General features: G+C 70.0%; 20 protein-coding genes and 1 tRNA gene. 8 read left to right on the top strand and 13 right to left on the bottom strand.

Features of this window, described 5'->3' with window-relative positions; translation table 11 throughout:
• Positions 1-9: 9 nt before the first annotated feature.
• Positions 10-666 (bottom strand): SDR family oxidoreductase, encoded by a 657-nt coding sequence (locus tag ACSG06_RS02500; RefSeq protein WP_440988683.1) that lies wholly within the window; start codon positions 664-666, stop codon positions 10-12.
• Positions 667-746: 80 nt separating this feature from the next.
• The gene (locus ACSG06_RS02495) at positions 747-1,436 is read right to left on the bottom strand and encodes an enoyl-CoA hydratase/isomerase family protein (protein WP_440988682.1); all 690 of its coding nucleotides are present in this window, start codon (positions 1,434-1,436) and stop codon (positions 747-749) included.
• Positions 1,437-1,495: 59 nt separating this feature from the next.
• On the opposite strand from ACSG06_RS02495, the gene ACSG06_RS02490 reads away from it, so the two are divergent.
• From ACSG06_RS02490 to ACSG06_RS02480, 3 genes are all read left to right on the top strand, one after another.
• Positions 1,496-2,170, top strand: coding sequence for a DUF7114 family protein (locus ACSG06_RS02490; RefSeq protein WP_440988681.1), 675 nt, complete (start codon positions 1,496-1,498; stop codon positions 2,168-2,170).
• Positions 2,171-2,225: 55 nt separating this feature from the next.
• Positions 2,226-2,297, top strand: a tRNA-Thr gene (locus ACSG06_RS02485).
• An 85-nt stretch (positions 2,298-2,382) separates the two neighbouring features.
• Positions 2,383-2,985: a class I SAM-dependent methyltransferase gene (locus ACSG06_RS02480; RefSeq protein WP_440988680.1), complete on the top strand. Its 603-nt coding sequence runs from the start codon at positions 2,383-2,385 to the stop codon at positions 2,983-2,985.
• A 33-nt stretch (positions 2,986-3,018) separates the two neighbouring features.
• Here ACSG06_RS02480 and ACSG06_RS02475 read toward each other — a convergent pair whose 3' ends face one another.
• On the bottom strand, positions 3,019-3,318 hold the full coding sequence (locus ACSG06_RS02475; RefSeq protein ID WP_440988679.1) for an NIPSNAP family protein: 300 nt from the start codon (positions 3,316-3,318) through the stop codon (positions 3,019-3,021).
• Positions 3,319-3,513: 195 nt separating this feature from the next.
• Here ACSG06_RS02475 and ACSG06_RS02470 point away from each other — a divergent pair, with 195 nt between their 5' ends.
• On the top strand, positions 3,514-5,100 hold the full coding sequence (locus ACSG06_RS02470) for an Hvo_1808 family surface protein (RefSeq protein WP_440988678.1): 1,587 nt from the start codon (positions 3,514-3,516) through the stop codon (positions 5,098-5,100).
• Here the strand turns inward: ACSG06_RS02470 and ACSG06_RS02465 are convergent.
• From ACSG06_RS02465 to ACSG06_RS02435, 7 genes are read right to left on the bottom strand one after another with little or no spacing between them, the layout of a single operon-like run.
• Positions 5,034-7,247, bottom strand: a complete 2,214-nt coding sequence (locus tag ACSG06_RS02465) for an LUD domain-containing protein (RefSeq protein WP_440988677.1) — start codon at positions 7,245-7,247, stop codon at positions 5,034-5,036. The two genes, ACSG06_RS02470 and ACSG06_RS02465, sit on opposite strands and share 67 nt — an antisense overlap.
• Positions 7,244-7,759 carry an LUD domain-containing protein gene (locus ACSG06_RS02460; RefSeq protein WP_440988676.1) on the bottom strand — a complete coding sequence of 172 codons (516 nt, stop codon included), beginning with the start codon at positions 7,757-7,759 and terminating at the stop codon, positions 7,244-7,246. The genes ACSG06_RS02465 and ACSG06_RS02460 overlap by 4 nt, the downstream gene beginning before the upstream one ends.
• Positions 7,760-7,773: 14 nt before the next feature.
• Positions 7,774-8,532, bottom strand: coding sequence for an ABC transporter ATP-binding protein (locus tag ACSG06_RS02455; protein WP_440988675.1), 759 nt, complete (start codon positions 8,530-8,532; stop codon positions 7,774-7,776).
• Positions 8,529-9,410, bottom strand: coding sequence for an ABC transporter ATP-binding protein (locus ACSG06_RS02450; RefSeq protein WP_440988674.1), 882 nt, complete (start codon positions 9,408-9,410; stop codon positions 8,529-8,531). Before ACSG06_RS02450 ends, ACSG06_RS02455 begins: the two co-directional genes overlap by 4 nt.
• Positions 9,407-10,519 (bottom strand): branched-chain amino acid ABC transporter permease, encoded by a 1,113-nt coding sequence (locus tag ACSG06_RS02445; RefSeq protein ID WP_440988673.1) that lies wholly within the window; start codon positions 10,517-10,519, stop codon positions 9,407-9,409. Before ACSG06_RS02445 ends, ACSG06_RS02450 begins: the two co-directional genes overlap by 4 nt.
• Positions 10,516-11,535: a branched-chain amino acid ABC transporter permease gene (locus tag ACSG06_RS02440; RefSeq protein WP_440988672.1), complete on the bottom strand. Its 1,020-nt coding sequence runs from the start codon at positions 11,533-11,535 to the stop codon at positions 10,516-10,518. Before ACSG06_RS02440 ends, ACSG06_RS02445 begins: the two co-directional genes overlap by 4 nt.
• A gap of 3 nt (positions 11,536-11,538) precedes the next feature.
• Positions 11,539-12,801 carry an ABC transporter substrate-binding protein gene (locus ACSG06_RS02435; RefSeq protein WP_440988671.1) on the bottom strand — a complete coding sequence of 421 codons (1,263 nt, stop codon included), beginning with the start codon at positions 12,799-12,801 and terminating at the stop codon, positions 11,539-11,541.
• Between the two features lie 212 nt (positions 12,802-13,013).
• On the opposite strand from ACSG06_RS02435, the gene ACSG06_RS02430 reads away from it, so the two are divergent.
• From ACSG06_RS02430 to ACSG06_RS02415, 4 genes are all read left to right on the top strand, one after another.
• Positions 13,014-13,670: a potassium channel family protein gene (locus ACSG06_RS02430; protein ID WP_440988670.1), complete on the top strand. Its 657-nt coding sequence runs from the start codon at positions 13,014-13,016 to the stop codon at positions 13,668-13,670.
• 193 nt (positions 13,671-13,863) lie between these two features.
• A complete protein-coding gene (locus tag ACSG06_RS02425; protein WP_440988669.1) occupies positions 13,864-14,727 on the top strand; it encodes a dihydrodipicolinate synthase family protein in 864 nt (287 codons plus the stop codon).
• The gene (locus ACSG06_RS02420) at positions 14,724-14,855 is read left to right on the top strand and encodes a hypothetical protein (RefSeq protein ID WP_440988668.1); all 132 of its coding nucleotides are present in this window, start codon (positions 14,724-14,726) and stop codon (positions 14,853-14,855) included. Before ACSG06_RS02425 ends, ACSG06_RS02420 begins: the two co-directional genes overlap by 4 nt.
• A complete protein-coding gene (locus ACSG06_RS02415; RefSeq protein ID WP_440988667.1) occupies positions 14,845-15,315 on the top strand; it encodes a DUF7384 family protein in 471 nt (156 codons plus the stop codon). The genes ACSG06_RS02420 and ACSG06_RS02415 overlap by 11 nt, the downstream gene beginning before the upstream one ends.
• Here ACSG06_RS02415 and ACSG06_RS02410 read toward each other — a convergent pair whose 3' ends face one another.
• The 3 genes from ACSG06_RS02410 to rdgB all read right to left on the bottom strand — a co-directional run bounded on the left by ACSG06_RS02410 (position 15,316) and on the right by rdgB (position 17,121).
• Positions 15,316-15,516, bottom strand: coding sequence for a hypothetical protein (locus ACSG06_RS02410; RefSeq protein WP_440988666.1), 201 nt, complete (start codon positions 15,514-15,516; stop codon positions 15,316-15,318).
• 39 nt (positions 15,517-15,555) lie between these two features.
• The gene (locus ACSG06_RS02405) at positions 15,556-16,335 is read right to left on the bottom strand and encodes an SDR family NAD(P)-dependent oxidoreductase (RefSeq protein ID WP_440988665.1); all 780 of its coding nucleotides are present in this window, start codon (positions 16,333-16,335) and stop codon (positions 15,556-15,558) included.
• A 222-nt stretch (positions 16,336-16,557) separates the two neighbouring features.
• The gene (rdgB, locus tag ACSG06_RS02400; protein WP_440988664.1) at positions 16,558-17,121 is read right to left on the bottom strand and encodes an RdgB/HAM1 family non-canonical purine NTP pyrophosphatase; all 564 of its coding nucleotides are present in this window, start codon (positions 17,119-17,121) and stop codon (positions 16,558-16,560) included.
• Positions 17,122-17,137 lie beyond the last annotated feature (16 nt).

Genomic DNA, 17,137 nt, shown 5'->3' with positions numbered 1-17,137 from the left:
AGAGAGTCCCTACCGTTGCCGCAGGTCCAGCTCCCACGTGATGGCCTCGTCGCGCTCGACCAGCTCGCGGTACGTCGACGCCACCGTGGCCGCACTCAGCGCGTCGTCGCCGACCTCGCCGACGGGGTCGACGCGGCTCCCGATGCGGACGTAGGTGACCTGCACGTCGTCGAGCGCGGTCGCCAGCGAGTTCGAGAGCCCGCGTGCCGCCGGCCCGACCGCGCCCCACTCGATCTGCTCGGGGACGAGCGAGTCCGCGTACGTCGTCCCGCTGAAGATGACCGTCCCCTCGGTCTCCCTGAGATCCGACAGTGCGGCGTCGACGCAGGTGAGCGAGCCGGCGACACGGACGTCGAATATCTTCCTGAGCCGCTCCGCGTTCGCCTGCCCGATGGGTCGCCCCCCACCCCCGGTCGCGTTCAGCACCAGCGCCGAGACGGGGCCGAACGCCTCGCGCACCGTGGCCATCCCCGCCTCGACCGACGCCTCGTCGGTCACGTCCGTCGGGACCGCGAGCGCACCGTCCCCGAGGTCGGCCGCCAGCTCCGCGATGAACTCCTCCGAGCGAGCGAACAGTCCGACGTCGTACCCCGCGTCGTGGAGCTCTCGCACGACTGCCTCGCCGATCTTCGGTCCGACGCCCGCGACGACTGCGGTTCCTGTCATGGTCGAAACGGGGGGTGACAGGCCGAAAAGCGTTCGCTGAAGCGCGGTTTGGTAGTCAGCGTGTCACGTTCGGCGGGCAGCTACCAGGAGATGTCGGCCGCGTTCGCCTCGACGAGGTCGGCGAACGCATCCGCCTCGCGAGCGTGCTGGACCGCCCGGTCCGCGTCGTCGCGCATCAGTCGCTTCAGGACCGGCAGTGCCGTGGGGTCGTTCGCCGCGATCTCGTGGGCCACGTCCGCCGGCTCGTCGACGATCCGGGAGACCAGCCCCATCCGCAGCGCCGCCTCGGCGTCGACGGTCCGCCCCGACAGCGCCAGGTCCATCGCCTCGCCCTCGCCGACGACTCTCGGCAACCGGGCGGTCCCGCCCCACGCACCGAACAGCCCGAGCGAGACGCCCGTCTCCGCGAACGTGGCGGCCGGCGTGGCGACCCGCACGTCGCAGGCGAGCGCCAGCTCCACCCCGCCGCCCCTGGCCGGGCCGTCGATTCCCGCGACGACGACCGCCTCCGCCTCCTCGATGGCCGCCGCGACTGACTGCCCCAACCGTGCGAACGCCCGCGCCTCCTCGTGGTCGAGCCGCCCGACGACCTCGAGGTCCGCCCCCGCCGAGAACGCCTCCCCCGCACCGGACAGGTACACCACCGGCGTCTCCGCACCGGTCACCGCCGACCGCAGCCCCCGCAGTCCCGATTCGGTGAAGGCGTTCCGCCGGGCCGGCCGGTCGAGCGTCACCCGGGTCACCCCGCCGTCCACTGCCGTCTCGATCATACGTTGGCGAGTCTTCGCTTTCCAAAGGTCTTTGCCTTTCCCCCCGCTAGTCGACGGCAATGGACGAGGCCGCAACGTGCAGGCGCGCCGCCCAGGAGGCGCTCGCTGACATCTACCCCGACCGGCTGCGCGACGACATCGCGACCCGCCTGGCAGCCGCGCCGATGGCCCCCGGCGTGGTGACGCTCCGCTGTGCACGTGCCTGCGACGAGGACGTCGACGTCGAGACCGTCGTCGACCGTGCCGCCGGCGTCCAGCTCATCTACGACGGCCTCCGGCTCACCCGGGCGCTCGCCCACGACGAGCCCTGGACGAAGACCGACGACCACACGCAGGCCAACCTCGATTCGCTGGCCGCCACGGTGCTCGTCTCGCGGGGCTTCTACCTCCTCGCACGGACCGACGCCGCCGCCAAGGCCGTCGGCACCGTCCGCGACTTCGGACGCGACCAGACCGACCGCCGCCGGCCCGACGCCGACACCACCGCCCTCGACGCCAGCCTCGAACGCGACGTGTTCGAGCTCGCCGCCGTCGCAGGCACCAGCGCCGTCGGCGCCACCCCCACCACAGAGCTGTTCGCCCAGCTCGCCGGCCTCGTGCCCACGGACGGCAGCGAGCCCCTCCCGTCGGTCGACGCGCTCCCCGCCGCTACCGACCTCAACGTCGGCGCGACGGCCAGCGAGACCGCCGGCAGGGCCGACGACCACGTCCGCCAGTCGGCGACGGATTCGTAGGGCCGAATCGAAACCCATTAAAACTACACCGAGCAACGATAGGATGCACTTCGGTGCCTGGGTAGCTTAGCGGTAAAGCGCGTCCTTGGTAAGGACGAGAGCCCGGGTTCAAATCCCGGCCTAGGCTTTCTGTCAGATTTTCAATACATTAGCCGATCGTCCGCCCGTCGGCAGCGGTAAAGTTGATAGTGGACACTCAGAGACTCCCGACCATGGACGAAGTCGCCCGAACGCGGTCAATCTACGAAGAAAACAGCGATGCCTTCGTCGAGAAATACAGAACCGAGTCAATCGCCGTACGCTTCGGCGAGCCCTTCTTCGACGCTCTCACCGGCACCCGAATCCTCGACGTGGGCTGTGGCCCCGGCTCCGACGCGGAGACGTTCGCAGACCGCGGGTACGACGTGACCGGGCTGGACGTGACGCCGTCGTTCCTCGCGAGCGCCCGGGTGAACGTCCCCGACGCACGGTTCGCGCTCGGCGACATGCGCCACCTCCCGTTCGAGGCGGACAGCTTCGACGGGGTCTGGGCGTGCGCTTCGCTGCTGCACGTGCCCCGCGAGGACGTGCCCGCCACGCTCGCCGAGTTCGCCCGGGTGCTCGCCGACGGCGGGGTCCTGTACTGCTCGCTGAAGCGTGGCGACGAGAGCGGCTTCGACGCCGACGGTCGGTTCTTCGAGCGGCACTCGGCCGACGCGGTTGTGTCGATGCTGGTCGATGCCGGCTTCGAGCCGGTGCACGTCGAGACGGCCGACGCCGACGAGGTGGCGAGCCAGGACGGCTGGGTGCAGGCGGTCGCGCGGCTCGGTAACTGACGCGAAAGAAGGGGTCGTCGATTCACGCGGCCGTCAGGCCATCGGCGTCTCGGAGGTCTTGGACTCGACTTCGTCGAGGAAGGCGATCTCCGGCTCGCCGACGACGCCGGCCTCACTCATCACCTCGCGGACGTCGGAGTCCTCGAGGAAGCGCCGGGCGTTCTCGGTGCTGTCCCAGTCCATCAGCGCGACGATGTCGTTCGAGTCATCGCTGGTGCGGAACAGCTGGTAGCCCTGCGAGCCGTACTCCTGTCGTGTGCGCTCGTGCTCGTCGAAGTGCGGCTTCCAGGCGTCGTAGCTCTCTACGGTGTGCCTGACCAGTATGCGAACCATATTTATCACCATTAATCGTGTACTACTCGCCGGGGCTTATAGCCGTACGTTACTCGCCCACCTGTGGTAACCCCGATGGACACCGTCCGGGTCGCATTCGGCCCGAACGGACCGGATCCGTCCCGAAGTGGTACCGATTCCACCCGGTTCGAGCGGTCGCACGGCTTTTGGTCGGCCGGTTCGAACGTCGGGTGAATGCGCAGGTCCTCGCTGCTCGTCGTCGTCACGCTGGCACTGGTCGCGCTGGCGGGCTGTACCGCTCTCGGCGCACAGGAGGCAGACCCGCCGGAGGGCGACGACTCGCTCGCCGCGGACCCGACCGTCCCCGACCCGAGCACCGACGTACAGGGCTGGGAGCGCGGCTACTGGCACAACGAGTCGCTGAACGTCGACCCCGACGACGGGCTGACCGAGGCCGAGCTACAGGCGGTCGTCTCCCGTGCGATGGCCCGCGTCGAGGTCGTCAGGGACGTGGAGTTCGACGAGCCCGTCGACGTCGAGCTCGTCAACCGTTCCGAGTACAGCGCCGGTGGCGATAGCGACGGCTCGGCGACGGCTGCCCAGCGCGCCGCCGCGGCCGAGCGTGCCGCCGAGTTCGAGGCACTGTTCGTCGTCGGCGAGACGACCGACGCGGGCGAGGCCGAGGAGGCGACCCGCGAGGCGTCGGTGCAGGGCTACTACGACACCCAGCAGGACCGCATCGTCGTCATCTCGAACTCGGAGACACCCCGGCTGGCGGAGCTGACGCTCGGCCACGAGCTCGTCCACGCCTACCAGTTCCGGGGGCCGCTCCGGCAGACCCGCATCCCCGAGGACATCTCGCAGGACGGCATCGTCGCGCTCCGGGCGCTCATCGAGGGCGACGCGAACTTCGCCGAGCGACGGTACGAGGCCCGCTGCGGCGAGGAGTGGGACTGCCTACGTCGGAGCGACTGGACCGACGAGGGCAGCGGCGATGGGGATGACGGCGGCGACAGCAGCGACGGTGGTGACAGCGGCGCGGACGACGCCACCGCCGACCGCGCCGGCCCCAACATGGGCATCTACCTCCAGTCGTACTTTCCGTACGCCGCCGGGGAATCCATGGTCGCTGGCGTGTACGAACGGGACGGCTGGGACGGCGTCGCGGCGCTGTACCGGGAGCCGCCCCTGTCGAGCGAGCAGGTCATCCACTGGGGGTCGGACCCGGACGAGGCCGAACCAGTCTCGGTGCCGGACAGGAGCGGTCGCGTCTGGGAGCGCGTGACCGCCGGCGAGCCCGCGGGGCGGACCCTCGGCGAGGCGGGGCTCGCGACGATGTTCGCCTACACGCTGTACGACGACCGCAACGGGAGTCTCGTCACGCGGGAGGAGTTCCTCCGACAGGACGGCCCGGGAGCGGGGCCGACCTACGACCTCGCGGCCAGTGCGGGCTGGGGCGGTGACCGGCTGTACGCCTACCGCAACGGCGACGAGACGGGCTACGTCTGGCGCATCGAGTGGGACTCGAACGCCGAGGCCCGCGAGTTCGCGAGCGCGTACCGCGACCTGCTCGCGTACCACGGTGCCACCCGAGCCACCGCCGAGACGTGGGTCATCAGCGACGGCGAGTTCGCCGACGCCTTCTTCGTGCGCGTCTCGAACGACGTCGTGACCATCGTGAACGGGCCCGACCGGGCGGCGCTGTCGGCTATTCACCCGGAGAACGGTCGCATCACGGCCGCCGACCTGTCCGCTCAGGGCGCGATCAACTCGACGGCGTGTGGCACTTCGCCGCCGAGCAGCGCGTCGAGCTGTTCCTGACAGGAGGTGCCGCTGGCGGCGACGACCGGCTCGCCGGCGAACTGCTCCGCGAGGTCCTCGCCGACGTCCATGCTCAGCTCGTAGTAGGTCTCCTTGTAGCCGAAGCTGCCGGCCATCCCGCAGCACTCCACGTCGGAGGTGCGGACGGTCGCACCGCAGGCCTCCAGCACGGCGACGGTGTACGGTTCGAGGTCGAGCGTGCGCCCCTGGCAGTGGCTGTGGTACGCGACGGCCTCGGGTGGTGTCCCGAGCGTCTCGGGCGAACCGCCGTTCTCCAGCAGGCCGTACACGTACTCCATCACCTCGTAGCTCGCATCGGCGAGCCGCGCGGCGGATTCCGGCGTCAGCAGGCGCTCGTACTCGCGTTCGAACATCGCCAGCGCGGAGGGCTCGACGCAGACCACGTCGCGGCCGGCGTCGATGTGCTCGGCGAGCTGTGCGTAGACGTGGTGCGCGTGGTCCTCCGCAGTGGAGACCATCCCCTGCGAGAGCGGGGCGCGACCCGACGACCGGACGCGGGGCACGCGGACCCGCACGTCGAGCGCCTCCAGCGCCCGGACGGCCGCCTTCCCGCGGTCGACGAGCACGTAGTTCGTGTAGGCGTCCGGGTACAGCACGGCCTCGCGCTCCGCGTCGTCGGTGGAGACGCGCGGCCCCCGGCCGTCGAACCAGTCGACCAGCGTCTCCCGCCGGAACGTCGGCAGGTCGCGCCGGCGGTCGACGCCGAGCAACCGCTCCATCGCCGCCCGTGCCGGGCCGGCGCCGGCCAGCCAGTTCGAGACGGGCGCGGTCGCGCTCCCGAGCTTCGCGAGCCGCTCGAAGTTGCCGAACAGGCGCTTGTCCAGTGCGAGCCCCGAGGGCTCCTCGTCCGGCGTCAGCCCGGAGACGAGGTGGTCGAACGTGTCCGGGTCTTCGTCGCGGTTCAGCCGGTCCCGGACGACCGTGTTTATCCACGGGATGTCGATCTTCACCGGGCAGGCATCGACGCAGCGCGAACAGCCGGTGCAGAGGTCGTTGAACTCATCCGCGCTGTCCATACCGTGGACGCCGGCCTCCCAGCCGGTCGCGATGCCGCCCGAGTACGTCTCGCCGCCGAAGCCGTGGCCGCCGACGGCCTGGAAGTTCGCACACGAGTTCGAGCACGCGCCACACCGGATGCAGTACAGCGTCTCCCGGAGCTGGTCGTCCTCGCGCATCTCGGTGCGGCCGTTGTCGACGAGGACGAGGTGGAACGCGCGGTCGTCGTCCGGCTCGTCCGTGTCGGCGGTCGGGTCGCCGAACTCGATGGGCTCGTCGCTCTCGAAGTCGAGCGTCGGCGAGGCCGTCGGCGGCGTGAACAGCGAGACGTATCTGGAGATGTCCTGCCCCGTGGCCGCCTTCGAGATGAGGTCGAGGAACGGGCCGAACTGCTCGACGGAGGGCAGTATCTTCTCGATGCCCGTGACGGCGACGTGCGTGTCCGGCGTCACGGCGCACTTCCGGGCGTTGCCCTCGTTGGTCACGAGCGCCATCGACCCGGAGTCGGCGAAGACGAAGTTCGCGCCCGTCACACCGACGTCGGCCTCGCGGATGCGCTCGCCGAGGTAGTCCCGGGCGAAGCGCGTCATCTCCTCTGCCGTCTCCAGGGGTTCCTCGGGTTCGAACACGTCGTTGAGCAGGTCGGCGATCTGCTCCCTGGACTTGTGCAGCGCCGGCCCGACGATGTGGCTCGGCGTCTCGTCGGCCAGCTGTATCACGAACTCGCCGAGGTCCGTCTCGTAGGTGTCGACGCCGGCGGCTTCGAGCGCGTCGTTCAGGTCCAGCTCCTCCGTCGTCATCGACTTGGACTTCACCAGCGTCTCCGCGCCCTGGTCCGCACAGAGCTCGGTGACGTACCGGTTCGCGTCGGCCGCGTCGTCGGCGACGTAGACGGTACCGCCGTTCGCCTCGACCGACTCGCGGAGCTGTTCGATCAGTTCGGGGAGGTCCGCGATGGCGGCCTCCTTGATGGCGCGGGCCTCGTCGCGGGCGCCGTCCCACGCCTCGAAGCGCTCCGCGGCGGCGTAGCGGTCGCGGTTCTTGCCCTGCACCTTCTCGCCGATGAGCGGGCCCTCCGTGTCGAGCAGGTGGCGGATGTGGGCCGCCTTCCGCTTGCGCTCCGAACTCATCCGTCGCTCACCTCGTCGTCGTCCTCCACGAGCACGACGTGAACCTCGTTCGGACCGTGGACGCCCTCCACGAGCCCGCCCATGTCGGCCGTCGCGGACGCACCCGTCGCGAGCACGTGCGACCCGCGGCCGGCGGCGACCTCGTCGGCCAGCCAGTCCACCGCGTCGCGCCCCGTCGCCACGATGTCCTCGGCGTCGAGCACCGCGACGTGTCGCTCCGGGTAGAGGCTCACCGGCTCGTCACCGCCAGCGCTCGACCGTACCAGGACGCTGCCGTACTCCGCGATGCCGAGCCGTGCGGGTGTGACGCCCGTCGCCGCGTCCCGTAGCTCGCTTGGTCTGAACGTCGTCGCGACCGACCCGGGGAGCTCGGCGTCGACGTGCAGCGGGACGCCGACCGCCGGGTCGTCGACCACGCCCGCGAGCGTGGCCGGGAGGCCGTCGAGCGTCGTCCTGTCGTGGGACACGCCGAGGTCGTCGAGCGCGTCCAGGAAGTCGTCGGTGACTGTCACTGTCCGGGGCAAGGTCACACACCGAGGTATCGTTGACGGAACGCCTCGTCCTCGCGGATGCGGTCGCTCGTGACCTCGTCGACGACGCGCCCCTCGTCCAGCACGTAGTGCCGGTTCGCGATGGCGAGTGCGGCCGCGACGTTCTGCTCGACGAAGAAGACCGTCACGCCCTGCTCGGCGTTGATGTCGGCGACGATGTCCTCGATGCGCCGGACGATGTACGGCGCGAGCCCCTCGAACGGCTCGTCCAACAGCATCAGGTCGGGGTTCGCCGCGAGGGCGCGGGCGATGGCGAGCATCTGCTGTTCGCCACCGCTCATGTTCCGTGCCTCCTTCCCGCGCATGTCGGCAATCTCGGGGAAGAACGCGAGCGTCTCGTCCAGTCCGAGCGGGTCCGTCGCGTGGTTGATGGCGAGCCGGACGTTCTCCGCGACCGTGAGCCGCGGGAAGCACCGTCGCTTCTCCGGCACGATGGCGATGCCGGCGTTCGCACGCCGATGGGACGGCCAGCCGACGATGGACTCGCCCCGGTAGCGGACGTCGCCGCCGAGCACCGCCGGCTCGTCGGCGCCCATGATGGCGTGCATCGTCGTCGTCTTCCCCGCGCCGTTGCGCCCGAGCAGCGAGACGAGCTCGCCCTCGCCGATGGCGAAGTCCACGTCGAACAGCACCTGGCCGGTGTCGTAGCCGGCCTCGAGGCCGTCGACTTCGAGCAGCGTGCTGGTCGGTTCCGTCGTCTCCGTGGTCGAGTGTGCGTCGGGTTCCGAGCTCATAGTTCCTCCCGCATACCGCCGAGGTACGCGTCCTGTACCGCGTCGTTCGCCTGTATCTCCTCGGGCGGCCCGGTCGCGATGAGCGAGCCGCGGTTCAGCACCGAGATGCGGTCCGAGATGGAGAGCACGACGTCCATGTCGTGCTCGATGAGGACGACCGTCAGGCCGAGCTCGTCCCGGATCTCCTCGATGAGGTTCGCCGTCGCCTCCGTCGCGCCGGGGCTCATCCCCGACGTGGGCTCGTCGAGCAGCAGCACCTCGGGGTCGGTCGCGAGCGCCATCGCGATGCCGAGGCGGCGCTGGTCGCCGTGGCTCAGGTTCTTCGCGAGCGTCGACGGCGCGGCGTCCAGCCCCACGGTGTCGAGCAGCTCGTTGGCCCGCTCCTTGCCCACCGAGCGATGGTCGCGGAACAGGTCGAAGCTGAACGCGCCGCGCTCGGTCGTCTGGACGACCACGCGGACGTTCTCCAGCACGGTCTGGTCCTCGAACAGCTCGTTCGACTGGAACGAGCGTGCCAGCCCGAGATGCGGTCGCTCGTGCTCGGCGCGGTCGGTGATGTCCTCGCCGTCGAGGTACACGCCGCCGGCCGTCGGCGGGAGCGTGCCCATGATGGTGTTGAACAGCGTCGTCTTCCCCGCGCCGTTCGGGCCGATGATGGCCCGGAGCTCGCCGCGCTCGACGCCGAGCGTGACGTGGTCGACCGCGGTGATCTCGCCGAACGACCGGCGCAGGTCGTCGGTCGCCAGCACCGCGTCCGCCGGGTCGAGCACGGGTTCCGGGGACGGCTCCGGGTCACCCTCGTGGGCATCCGGCGCCGTCGCCCGCGTCGCCGCCCCGTCGTCGGTACCCTCGTCGGGTGCGTCGGCGGCGTCGCTCATCCGCGCACCCCCTTGAGCCGCACGTAGACGGCGCGTGCACCGTCGCGGAGGTAGCCCCAGATGCCCTCCAGCGGGGCGACAACGACGAGGACGACGAACAGCGCGCCCAGCAGGAAGTGCCAGTGCGTCAACACGCCGGAGAGGTCGACGCTCGCGCCGGCGACGGAGAGCACCTCGAAGTCGCTGAGGAAGTCCTCGGCGAACTGCCAGACGAACACGCCCGCGATGGGGCCGAAGAAGTACCGGACCCCGCCGAGGACGGCCATCAGCACGGTGTCGCCGCTGGTCACCACGCCCAGCGTCTCCTGTGACGCGCCGTAGTTGTTCACCATCAGCACCGCACCTGCGAGCGCGGAGAACGCCGCGCTGATGGTGAAGGCCTGTACCTTGTACCGCTTCGTGTCGACGCCCATCGCCCGCGCGAGGTCGTCGTTCTCGCGGATGGCGACGAGCGAGCGCCCGAACGGCGAACGCACGACCTGCCAGAGCGCGAGCATCGAACCGAGGAAGACGACCGAGACGAACCAGTACCAGTCGATGGTCGTCCCGCCGAGGACGACGACGAGCTGGCCCCGCGTCGACTCGACGAAGCTCGGCAGAACGTCCTGCGTGACGCCGTTCGAGCCGCCGGTGAGGTTCAGCGGGTTCCGGTTCGCGGTGAACTCCACCGCCTGCGCGACCGCCAGCGTGAGGAACGCGAAGTAGATCTCGCCCTTCTCGACGGTGAGCCGGCCGAGCAGGTAGCCGACCGTCGCGGCGACCGCGACGCCGATGGCTGCCGCGACGAAGAACGGGAGCTCCGGCGCCGCAGCCCGACCGGAGACGCCGATGGCGGCGGCGTACATCCCGAAGCCGAGGAACATCGCGTGTCCGAACGAGAGCAGTCCCGTGTAGCCAAAGAGCAGGTTGAACGCTGCGACGAACACCATCCAGATGAGGATGGTCGAGGCGATGGCCTCGTAGCCCAGCAGCGCCGGATGGGAGACGACCGGGCGCAGCAGCGCCACCACCAGGAACAGCCCGATGGGGACGCGGTAGCGCCAGCCGACCGCCCGGAGCCGCGCGAGCGTCGCCTCGGCCTCCTCGCCGTGGGCGGACTCGCCGCTCATTCGAGGAACCCCTCCTCGCCGAACAGCCCCCTCGGCCGCACGAGGAGGATGAGTATCATCACGAGATACGGCACCAGCGCGCGGATGTCGAGCGCGAGCCACGGCATGTCGAGCACCTCGGCGAACGCCGCGAGCACGACGGGCAGCAGGTACGCCGAGACGCCCAGCAGGATGCCGCTGACGACGCTGCCGAACAGGCTCCCGACGCCGCCGACGACCACCACGACGAACGCGAGGATGACGAACGTCTCGCCCATCGTCGTCCGCATCCCGGTCTCCGCGGAGTAGAGCACGCCGGCGAAACCGGCCAGCGCCGCCCCGAGGAAGAACATCGCCGTGAACCGCACCGGGAGGTTCACGCCGACGAACTCCGTCATCTCGCCGTCCTGCACGCCCGCCCTGACGGTGAGCCCGAAGTCGGTGCGGGAGATGAGCAGGTACACCGCCGCGATGGTGACGACCGCGACGGCGACGAGGAACAGCCGGTACGTCGGTACCGTCGTCACACCGAGGTCGGTCCCCGTCGTCAGCACCTCCGGGCGCTGGAGCTCCAGCGGTGCCGTGCCCCAGTACGCCCGGATGGCCTCCTCGATCATCAGCGTCAGCCCGAACGTCGCGAGCAGGCTGACGATGGGCTCGGAGCCGTAGAGGTACCGCAGCACCGTCATCTCCATCACGACGCCGACGACGCCGACCGCGAGCGGTGCGATTATCAGCGCCGCCCAGAACGGCAGTCCGAGCCCGACGACGACGGTGTACGAGACGTACGCCCCGAGCATGAAGAACGCCCCGTGGGCGAAGTTCACGATGCCCATCAGTCCGAGGATGAGCGACAGCCCGAGCGTCACCAACACGAGCACCATCCCGTACACCAGCCCACCGATGGCCTGGTCGATGAACAGCCCGGGCCGGACCACGAACGTGACGGCGAGCGCGACGACGGTCAGCAGTGCGGCGAGCCACCAGACGGGCGAGACGGCCGCGAGGTCCTCACGCGTGAGTTCGCTCGTGCTCATCGATCACATCGAGCAGCCGGTCTCGGAGACGGGACGGGCGACGTCGTCACCGGCGACCGTGTTCACCGTCTGGAACCACCGCTTGTACGGGTCGTCGGACATCTCCTCGACCGGCAGTGCCTCGACGGTGTACGTCGGCTGGATGAGCTGGTGGTCGCCCTCGCGCCAGTACATCCCGCTGTCGCCGCCCTTGATGTCGGCGGCAGCGGAGGTCACCTCGTGGCCCTCCAGCGCCTCGCGCATGTCGTCGGCGTTGGTCGAATCCGCCCGCACGGCCGCCCGGACCGCCTGGTCCATCGAGAGGTAGCCCAGGAAGTGCCGGACGTACGGGTCCGTCTCGGAGCTCTCCGCGACGCGCTCGCAGAACTCCTGTGCTGCGCTCGTGTCGACGGCCGGTCCCCACACCTGGCCCGCCGAGTCGAGGATACCCGCCGAGTCGCGGTCGAGCCCCCAGAAGACCGCGTCCTCGAGCTGGTGCATCGCGAGCGTGTAGTTGCCCTGCATGCCCTGGGAGACGAGCTGGTTCGTCGCCTTCCGCAGGTCCAGTCCGGCGATGAGCATCCCGATGCCGTCCGCCCCGGCGTTGTCCGCCTCGTTGAGGTACGGCGAGTAGTCGTCCGCGGGGAACGGACACGCGGAGGTCCCGACGACCTCCTTGCCCTGCTCCTCGAGGATGCGGGTCACCGCAGCCTGTGCGGTCTGGCCCCACGCGTAGTCCGAGTAGAGCAGGTACCAGCTGTCGGCGCTCTCGGCCATCTCCGCGCCGATGGTCGCCGCGAGCATCGAGTTCGACGCCGACGGCCGGAACGAGTACGGTCCACATGCATCGCCGGTCAGCCCGTCGCCGTGTGCCCCGGTCGGGAAGTAGATGACCTCGTTCTCGTTCGCCCACGACGCCATCGCCTGGGCGGCGCTGGACGACACCGCACCCATGGTGAAGTCCGCGCCGTCGGCCGTGACGAGGCGCTGCATCCGGCTGACGCCGGTCTCCGGGTTCAGCTCGGTGTCTGCCGTCTCGACCGAGATGCTCACGTCGAGCTCCTCCTCGAGGTCCTCTACCGCGAGCATCGCCCCGTCGAGCGCCGACTGCCCGAACACCGAGAACGGCCCGGACAGCGACGTCGTGTAGCCGACGGTCAGCTCGTTCACACCGCCACCGCCGCCGCCACCACCCAGACAGCCGGCGAGTCCACCGATGCCCGCCGCGCCCGCCGCGCGGAGTACTGTCCGTCTGTCAATCGTCCCCCGAGTGTTGTTGCCACTCATGCTATGGAGTTACGAATGCCCGTAGTTAAGCTTACGTGGTGGAATCGAACGATGACGACGGGTTCGAGGGTGTCAGACCGCTAGATTCAAGAGACAGTAGCCGAACCCGGGCCGACCGGCGCGTGCCTGCTCGTCCCCGTCGCCGTTTTCGACGGCCACCGCCCGCCCTCCCGGGACTATCTTTTTTACCCCCCGCTCGCGTAGCGTCCCCCATGAAGTTCGTTATCGTGGGCTACGGTCGTGTCGGAACGAGAACCTGCCGCATCCTCAGCGAGGAGGGCCACGACGTCGTCGTCGTCGACAACGATCACGACCGCGTCGAGCGCGCACGGAACGACGGGTTCACCGTCGTCGAGGGTGACGCCGAGGACGAGGACGTCCTCGAGGAGGCCGGCATCGCCGACGCGGACGCCATCGCCGCGCTCACCCCCGACCTGAACGCGAACTTCACCGCCTGCATGATCGGGAAGCACAAGGGCGCACGGACCGTCCTCCGGATCGACGAGGACTACCGCGAGGACATCTACGAGAAGTACGCCAGCGACGTCGACGAGGTCATCTACCCCGAGCGGCTGGGTGCCGCCGGTGCGAAGACCGCGATGCTCGGTGGCGACTTCAACGTCCTCGCGGACGTGACCGAGAACCTGCAGTTCTCCGTCTTCGAGATTCCAGCTGACTCACAGCTCGTCGGCAAGCGCGTCGTCGAGGTCGACCTGCCCGAGCAGGCGCGCGTCTACGCGCACGGCCCCAGCGACGGCCCACTGACCATCCCGCTCCCGTCGACGTCCATCGAGGCGGGCGACCGACTCGCCGTCGTCGTCGAACAGACGGGTGTGGACTCGGTGCGGCAGGCACTCACCGCTGCCTGAGGGCGCTATCGTCGAAAGGGGGGAGAGACAGCTACGGGCGCGCAACGCGTAGGATGGGAGTTCGAGGCCGTCGTGCGCGCCCTATCGGTGCGTAACCTCGATTGGCCTTAAAGTTACGTCAGACGTTCGTCGCACGGAACCGTCGATTCCCGCCAGCGGTTCGCTTTTGTCGCCCCGCCGACTCACTCAGACCATGCAAGGCACCGGACTGCCGCTCGTGACACCCTTCGACGAGACGGGCGACGTGGACGAAGCCGCGCTCCGCGCGCTCGTCGACAGTGTGACCGACGCCGGCGTCGACTTCATCGTCCCGTGTGGGTCGAACAGCGAGGCACCACTGCTCGCCGCCGGAGAGCGGCGACGCGTCGTCGAGGTCGTCGCCGACCGGAGCGACGTCCCCGTCCTCGCCGGGACCGGGCAGCCGGGCTACCGCGAGACGCTCGCCGACACCGAGGCCGCCGCCGCGGCCGGTGCCGACGCCGCGCTCGTGGTGACGCCGTACTACTTCCGGCACGACCAGCGAGCGCTCGCGTCGTACTACCGCGAGCTCGCCGACGAGAGCCCCGTTCCCATCTACCTCTACAGCGTGCCGAAGTACACCGAGACGGCCCTCGACCCGCGCACGGTCGAGTCGCTGGCGACGCACCCGAACGTCGGCGGCATCAAGGACTCGAGCGGGAACCTCGAACGGCTCCAGCGGACCGTCGCCCTCACGAGCGACGCCGACTTCTCCGTCCTCGTCGGGAGCGGGAGCATCTACGCCGCCGGACTGGCCCACGGTGCGGCCGGCGGCGTGCTCGCCCTGGCGAACGTCGTCCCCGAACTCGCGAGCGAGATCTACGACCGCCACGCCGACGGCGACACCGACGGCGCACGCGACCTGAACCGGTCGCTGGTGGAGCTGAACCGTGCGGTCACCGCACGCCACGGCGTCCCCGGGCTGAAGGCCGCGATGCGGTCGCGGTCGCTGCCCGCAGGGTACGTGCGACGACCGTTCCGGCCGGTCGACGAGGACGCCGCGACCGAGCTCGCGGAGCTCGTGGAGGCCGCCCGATGAGCTGGGGCGAGCTGTTCGACCGGGCCGACGAGTACGAGGTGACCGTCGAGGACGTAAGGACCACGCTCGCCGAGCACCGTGGCTCGCGCACCGAGGGGGACGACGACGGAGGCGACGATGAGCGCTGAGTCGGCCGCCCGCGTCGTCGCCGACGCCGACGTCCTCGCCGCCGACGTCTGCTGTGGCGGCGCGAGCCGTGAGGCAATGGACCACGTCCGCCGGCACGACTGGGTGACCCTCGTCGCGAGCGACCACCTGCTCGACGACGCGGAGGCGGTCATCACGGAGCTGACGGACGCGTCGCTCGCGGCGGACTGGCGCGAGCGCATCGAGGCCGAGCGCGAGTCCGTCGACCATCCCGCGACCGACCATCCCGGGCTCGCGTCGGCCTACCGCGGGCAGGCCGCCCACGTTCTCAGCTTCGACGAGGAGCTCGGCAGCGTCGACGCCGGGGCGAACCTGAACCGCCGGATGTCGGTCAGCATCCGGACACCGGACGCGTTCGCACGGCTGTTCGACGCCGAGAGCCTGTACGATGCCGTCGTCGGTGGCGAGTACCCGGGGCCGGACCGCGACCCGCGGGCCTGATCAGGCCTGCTCGAAGGCCCGACCGAAGATGAAGTACATGAACGCGAAGTCGACGGGGACGAGCGCGAGTACGGCGTAGAACACCGTCGAGCCCGTCGGAAGGAACACCGCGACGGCGAGGAGTGAGGCGGCGCTCCCGCCGGCGGCAATCAGTGCGGCTGTCTGCGGACCGAGTCGCTGGAGGATCGATTCGGAGGACATCACCGTAACCGCAGGACGGGAGCCCGATACGGCTTCCGGTTACCGCTCGTCGTTGACCCGGCGGGCGACCCGCCGGAGGATGGGCCGCGGGGTCACGCGGGAGAGGAGCCAGAGCGCCTTCATCGGCAGCCCGGGGACGACGACCGCCTTTCCCTTCATCAGCCCCGTGTAGCCCGACTTGGCGACGTCCTCGACGGGCTGTTTGTACGTCGAGCCGACCGCGGAGTGGCCCATCCCGGCACGGGACTGGAAGTTGGTGTCGACCGGACCGGGTGCCAGCACGGTCGCCGAGACGCCGGTGTCGCGGAACTCCTCCGCCAGCGCCTCGGTGAAGGAGTTGACGTACGCCTTGCTGGCGTAGTAGCCGGCCATGAACGGGCCGGGCTGGAAGCCAGCCGTGGAGCCGACGTTGAGGATCTTCCCCCGGTCGCGTTCGGTGAAGTCGTCGAGGAACAGCCGGGTGAGCTCGACGAGCGTGACGACGTTCAGCCGCAGCTGGGTGCGTTCCTCGTCGAGGTCCGCGTCGGCGAAGGGGCCGTACGTCCCGATACCGACGTTGTTCACGAGGATGCCGACCTCGAGGTCGCGCTCGTGGACCGCGTCGTACAGCTCCTGGCTCGCACCGTCCCGGTCGAGGTCCATCGGGAGGGGCGTCACGTCGACGGCGTAACTCGATTCTATCTCGTCGACCACCTCGTCGAGCGTGTCCTCGCTGCGGGCGACGGCGACGACGTCGTGGCCGTGGCGGGCGAACTGGCGGGCGAGCTCGCGGCCGATACCGCTCGACGCGCCGGTGACGAGGGCGGTGTCGCGTGTCATACCGGCAACGGGGGACGCCGGGAGAGTAACCCTTCGGGTTTCGGCCGGAGCGACAGACGGGCCGAACTGGCGACTGCGGAGTCGGGGTGGCGAACAGGCGGCGCACTCCTGCCCCCGGCGATGCGCCGCGCTCCCGCCTCGGTCCACCGGGGACGGTGGTCAGGACACGTCGACCCTGGCCCCGGCTTCGTACTTGAACCGTCGCGGTGACTGGCGGGCGGACTAGCGCGGTCCCTTGCGCTCTGCAGGTTCGGCGGCGAGCCAGTCGGCGAACTTCGCCAGCGCGCGGCCGCGATGGCTGATGGCGTTCTTCTCGGCGGTGCTCATCTCGGCCATGGTCTGGCCGTCGTGCTCGAAGATGGGGTCGTAGCCGAAGCCGCCGTCGCCGCGCGGGTCGACGATGCGGCCCTGGACCGCGCCCTCGAACGTGTAGACCTCGTCCCCGTCGCAGTACGCGAGGACGGTCCGGAAGCGCGCACGGTCGTCCGCCGCGGTGGCGACGAGGTCGCGCACGCCCTGCACGCCGACGGTGTCCTGGACGTACGCGGAGTACGGGCCGGGGAACCCGTCGAACGCGTCGCAGAACAGCCCGGCGTCGTCGACCAGGACGGGCTCCTCGCCGCCGAGGTGGGAGAACGCCTCGCGCGCGCCGTAGGCGGCGATGTCGCCGAGGTCGTCGCTCTGGATCTCGGTGTAGTCGTAGTTCACCTGCTCGACGGGCTCGGTGAGGTACTCCCGTGCCTCGCGGACCTTCCCCTCGTTGCTCGTCACGAAGCGGATGCTCATGGGAGAGCGTGGGCGA

Origin of the sequence: Haloarchaeobius baliensis (assembly GCF_052060055.1) — an archaeon.
Classification (GTDB): domain Archaea; phylum Halobacteriota; class Halobacteria; order Halobacteriales; family Natrialbaceae; genus Haloarchaeobius; species Haloarchaeobius baliensis.
Note: the sequence above shows the minus strand (reverse complement) of the source record. Positions and strands in the feature narration are given on the sequence as shown.

Bases quoted from the DNA above. Each gene is read 5' to 3' on its own strand.
- ACSG06_RS02500 (WP_440988683.1), bottom strand. From the start codon at position 666: ATGACAGGAACCGCAGTCGTCGCGGGCGTCGGACCGAAGATCGGCGAG.
- ACSG06_RS02495 (WP_440988682.1), bottom strand. From the start codon at position 1,436: ATGATCGAGACGGCAGTGGACGGCGGGGTGACCCGGGTGACGCTCGAC.
- ACSG06_RS02490 (WP_440988681.1), top strand. From the start codon at position 1,496: ATGGACGAGGCCGCAACGTGCAGGCGCGCCGCCCAGGAGGCGCTCGCT.
- ACSG06_RS02480 (WP_440988680.1), top strand. From the start codon at position 2,383: ATGGACGAAGTCGCCCGAACGCGGTCAATCTACGAAGAAAACAGCGAT.
- ACSG06_RS02475 (WP_440988679.1), bottom strand. From the start codon at position 3,318: ATGGTTCGCATACTGGTCAGGCACACCGTAGAGAGCTACGACGCCTGG.
- ACSG06_RS02470 (WP_440988678.1), top strand. From the start codon at position 3,514: ATGCGCAGGTCCTCGCTGCTCGTCGTCGTCACGCTGGCACTGGTCGCG.
- ACSG06_RS02465 (WP_440988677.1), bottom strand. From the start codon at position 7,247: ATGAGTTCGGAGCGCAAGCGGAAGGCGGCCCACATCCGCCACCTGCTC.
- ACSG06_RS02455 (WP_440988675.1), bottom strand. From the start codon at position 8,532: ATGAGCTCGGAACCCGACGCACACTCGACCACGGAGACGACGGAACCG.
- ACSG06_RS02450 (WP_440988674.1), bottom strand. From the start codon at position 9,410: ATGAGCGACGCCGCCGACGCACCCGACGAGGGTACCGACGACGGGGCG.
- ACSG06_RS02445 (WP_440988673.1), bottom strand. From the start codon at position 10,519: ATGAGCGGCGAGTCCGCCCACGGCGAGGAGGCCGAGGCGACGCTCGCG.
- ACSG06_RS02440 (WP_440988672.1), bottom strand. From the start codon at position 11,535: ATGAGCACGAGCGAACTCACGCGTGAGGACCTCGCGGCCGTCTCGCCC.
- ACSG06_RS02435 (WP_440988671.1), bottom strand. From the start codon at position 12,801: ATGAGTGGCAACAACACTCGGGGGACGATTGACAGACGGACAGTACTC.
- ACSG06_RS02430 (WP_440988670.1), top strand. From the start codon at position 13,014: ATGAAGTTCGTTATCGTGGGCTACGGTCGTGTCGGAACGAGAACCTGC.
- ACSG06_RS02425 (WP_440988669.1), top strand. From the start codon at position 13,864: ATGCAAGGCACCGGACTGCCGCTCGTGACACCCTTCGACGAGACGGGC.
- ACSG06_RS02420 (WP_440988668.1), top strand. From the start codon at position 14,724: ATGAGCTGGGGCGAGCTGTTCGACCGGGCCGACGAGTACGAGGTGACC.
- ACSG06_RS02415 (WP_440988667.1), top strand. From the start codon at position 14,845: ATGAGCGCTGAGTCGGCCGCCCGCGTCGTCGCCGACGCCGACGTCCTC.
- ACSG06_RS02410 (WP_440988666.1), bottom strand. From the start codon at position 15,516: ATGTCCTCCGAATCGATCCTCCAGCGACTCGGTCCGCAGACAGCCGCA.
- ACSG06_RS02405 (WP_440988665.1), bottom strand. From the start codon at position 16,335: ATGACACGCGACACCGCCCTCGTCACCGGCGCGTCGAGCGGTATCGGC.
- rdgB (WP_440988664.1), bottom strand. From the start codon at position 17,121: ATGAGCATCCGCTTCGTGACGAGCAACGAGGGGAAGGTCCGCGAGGCA.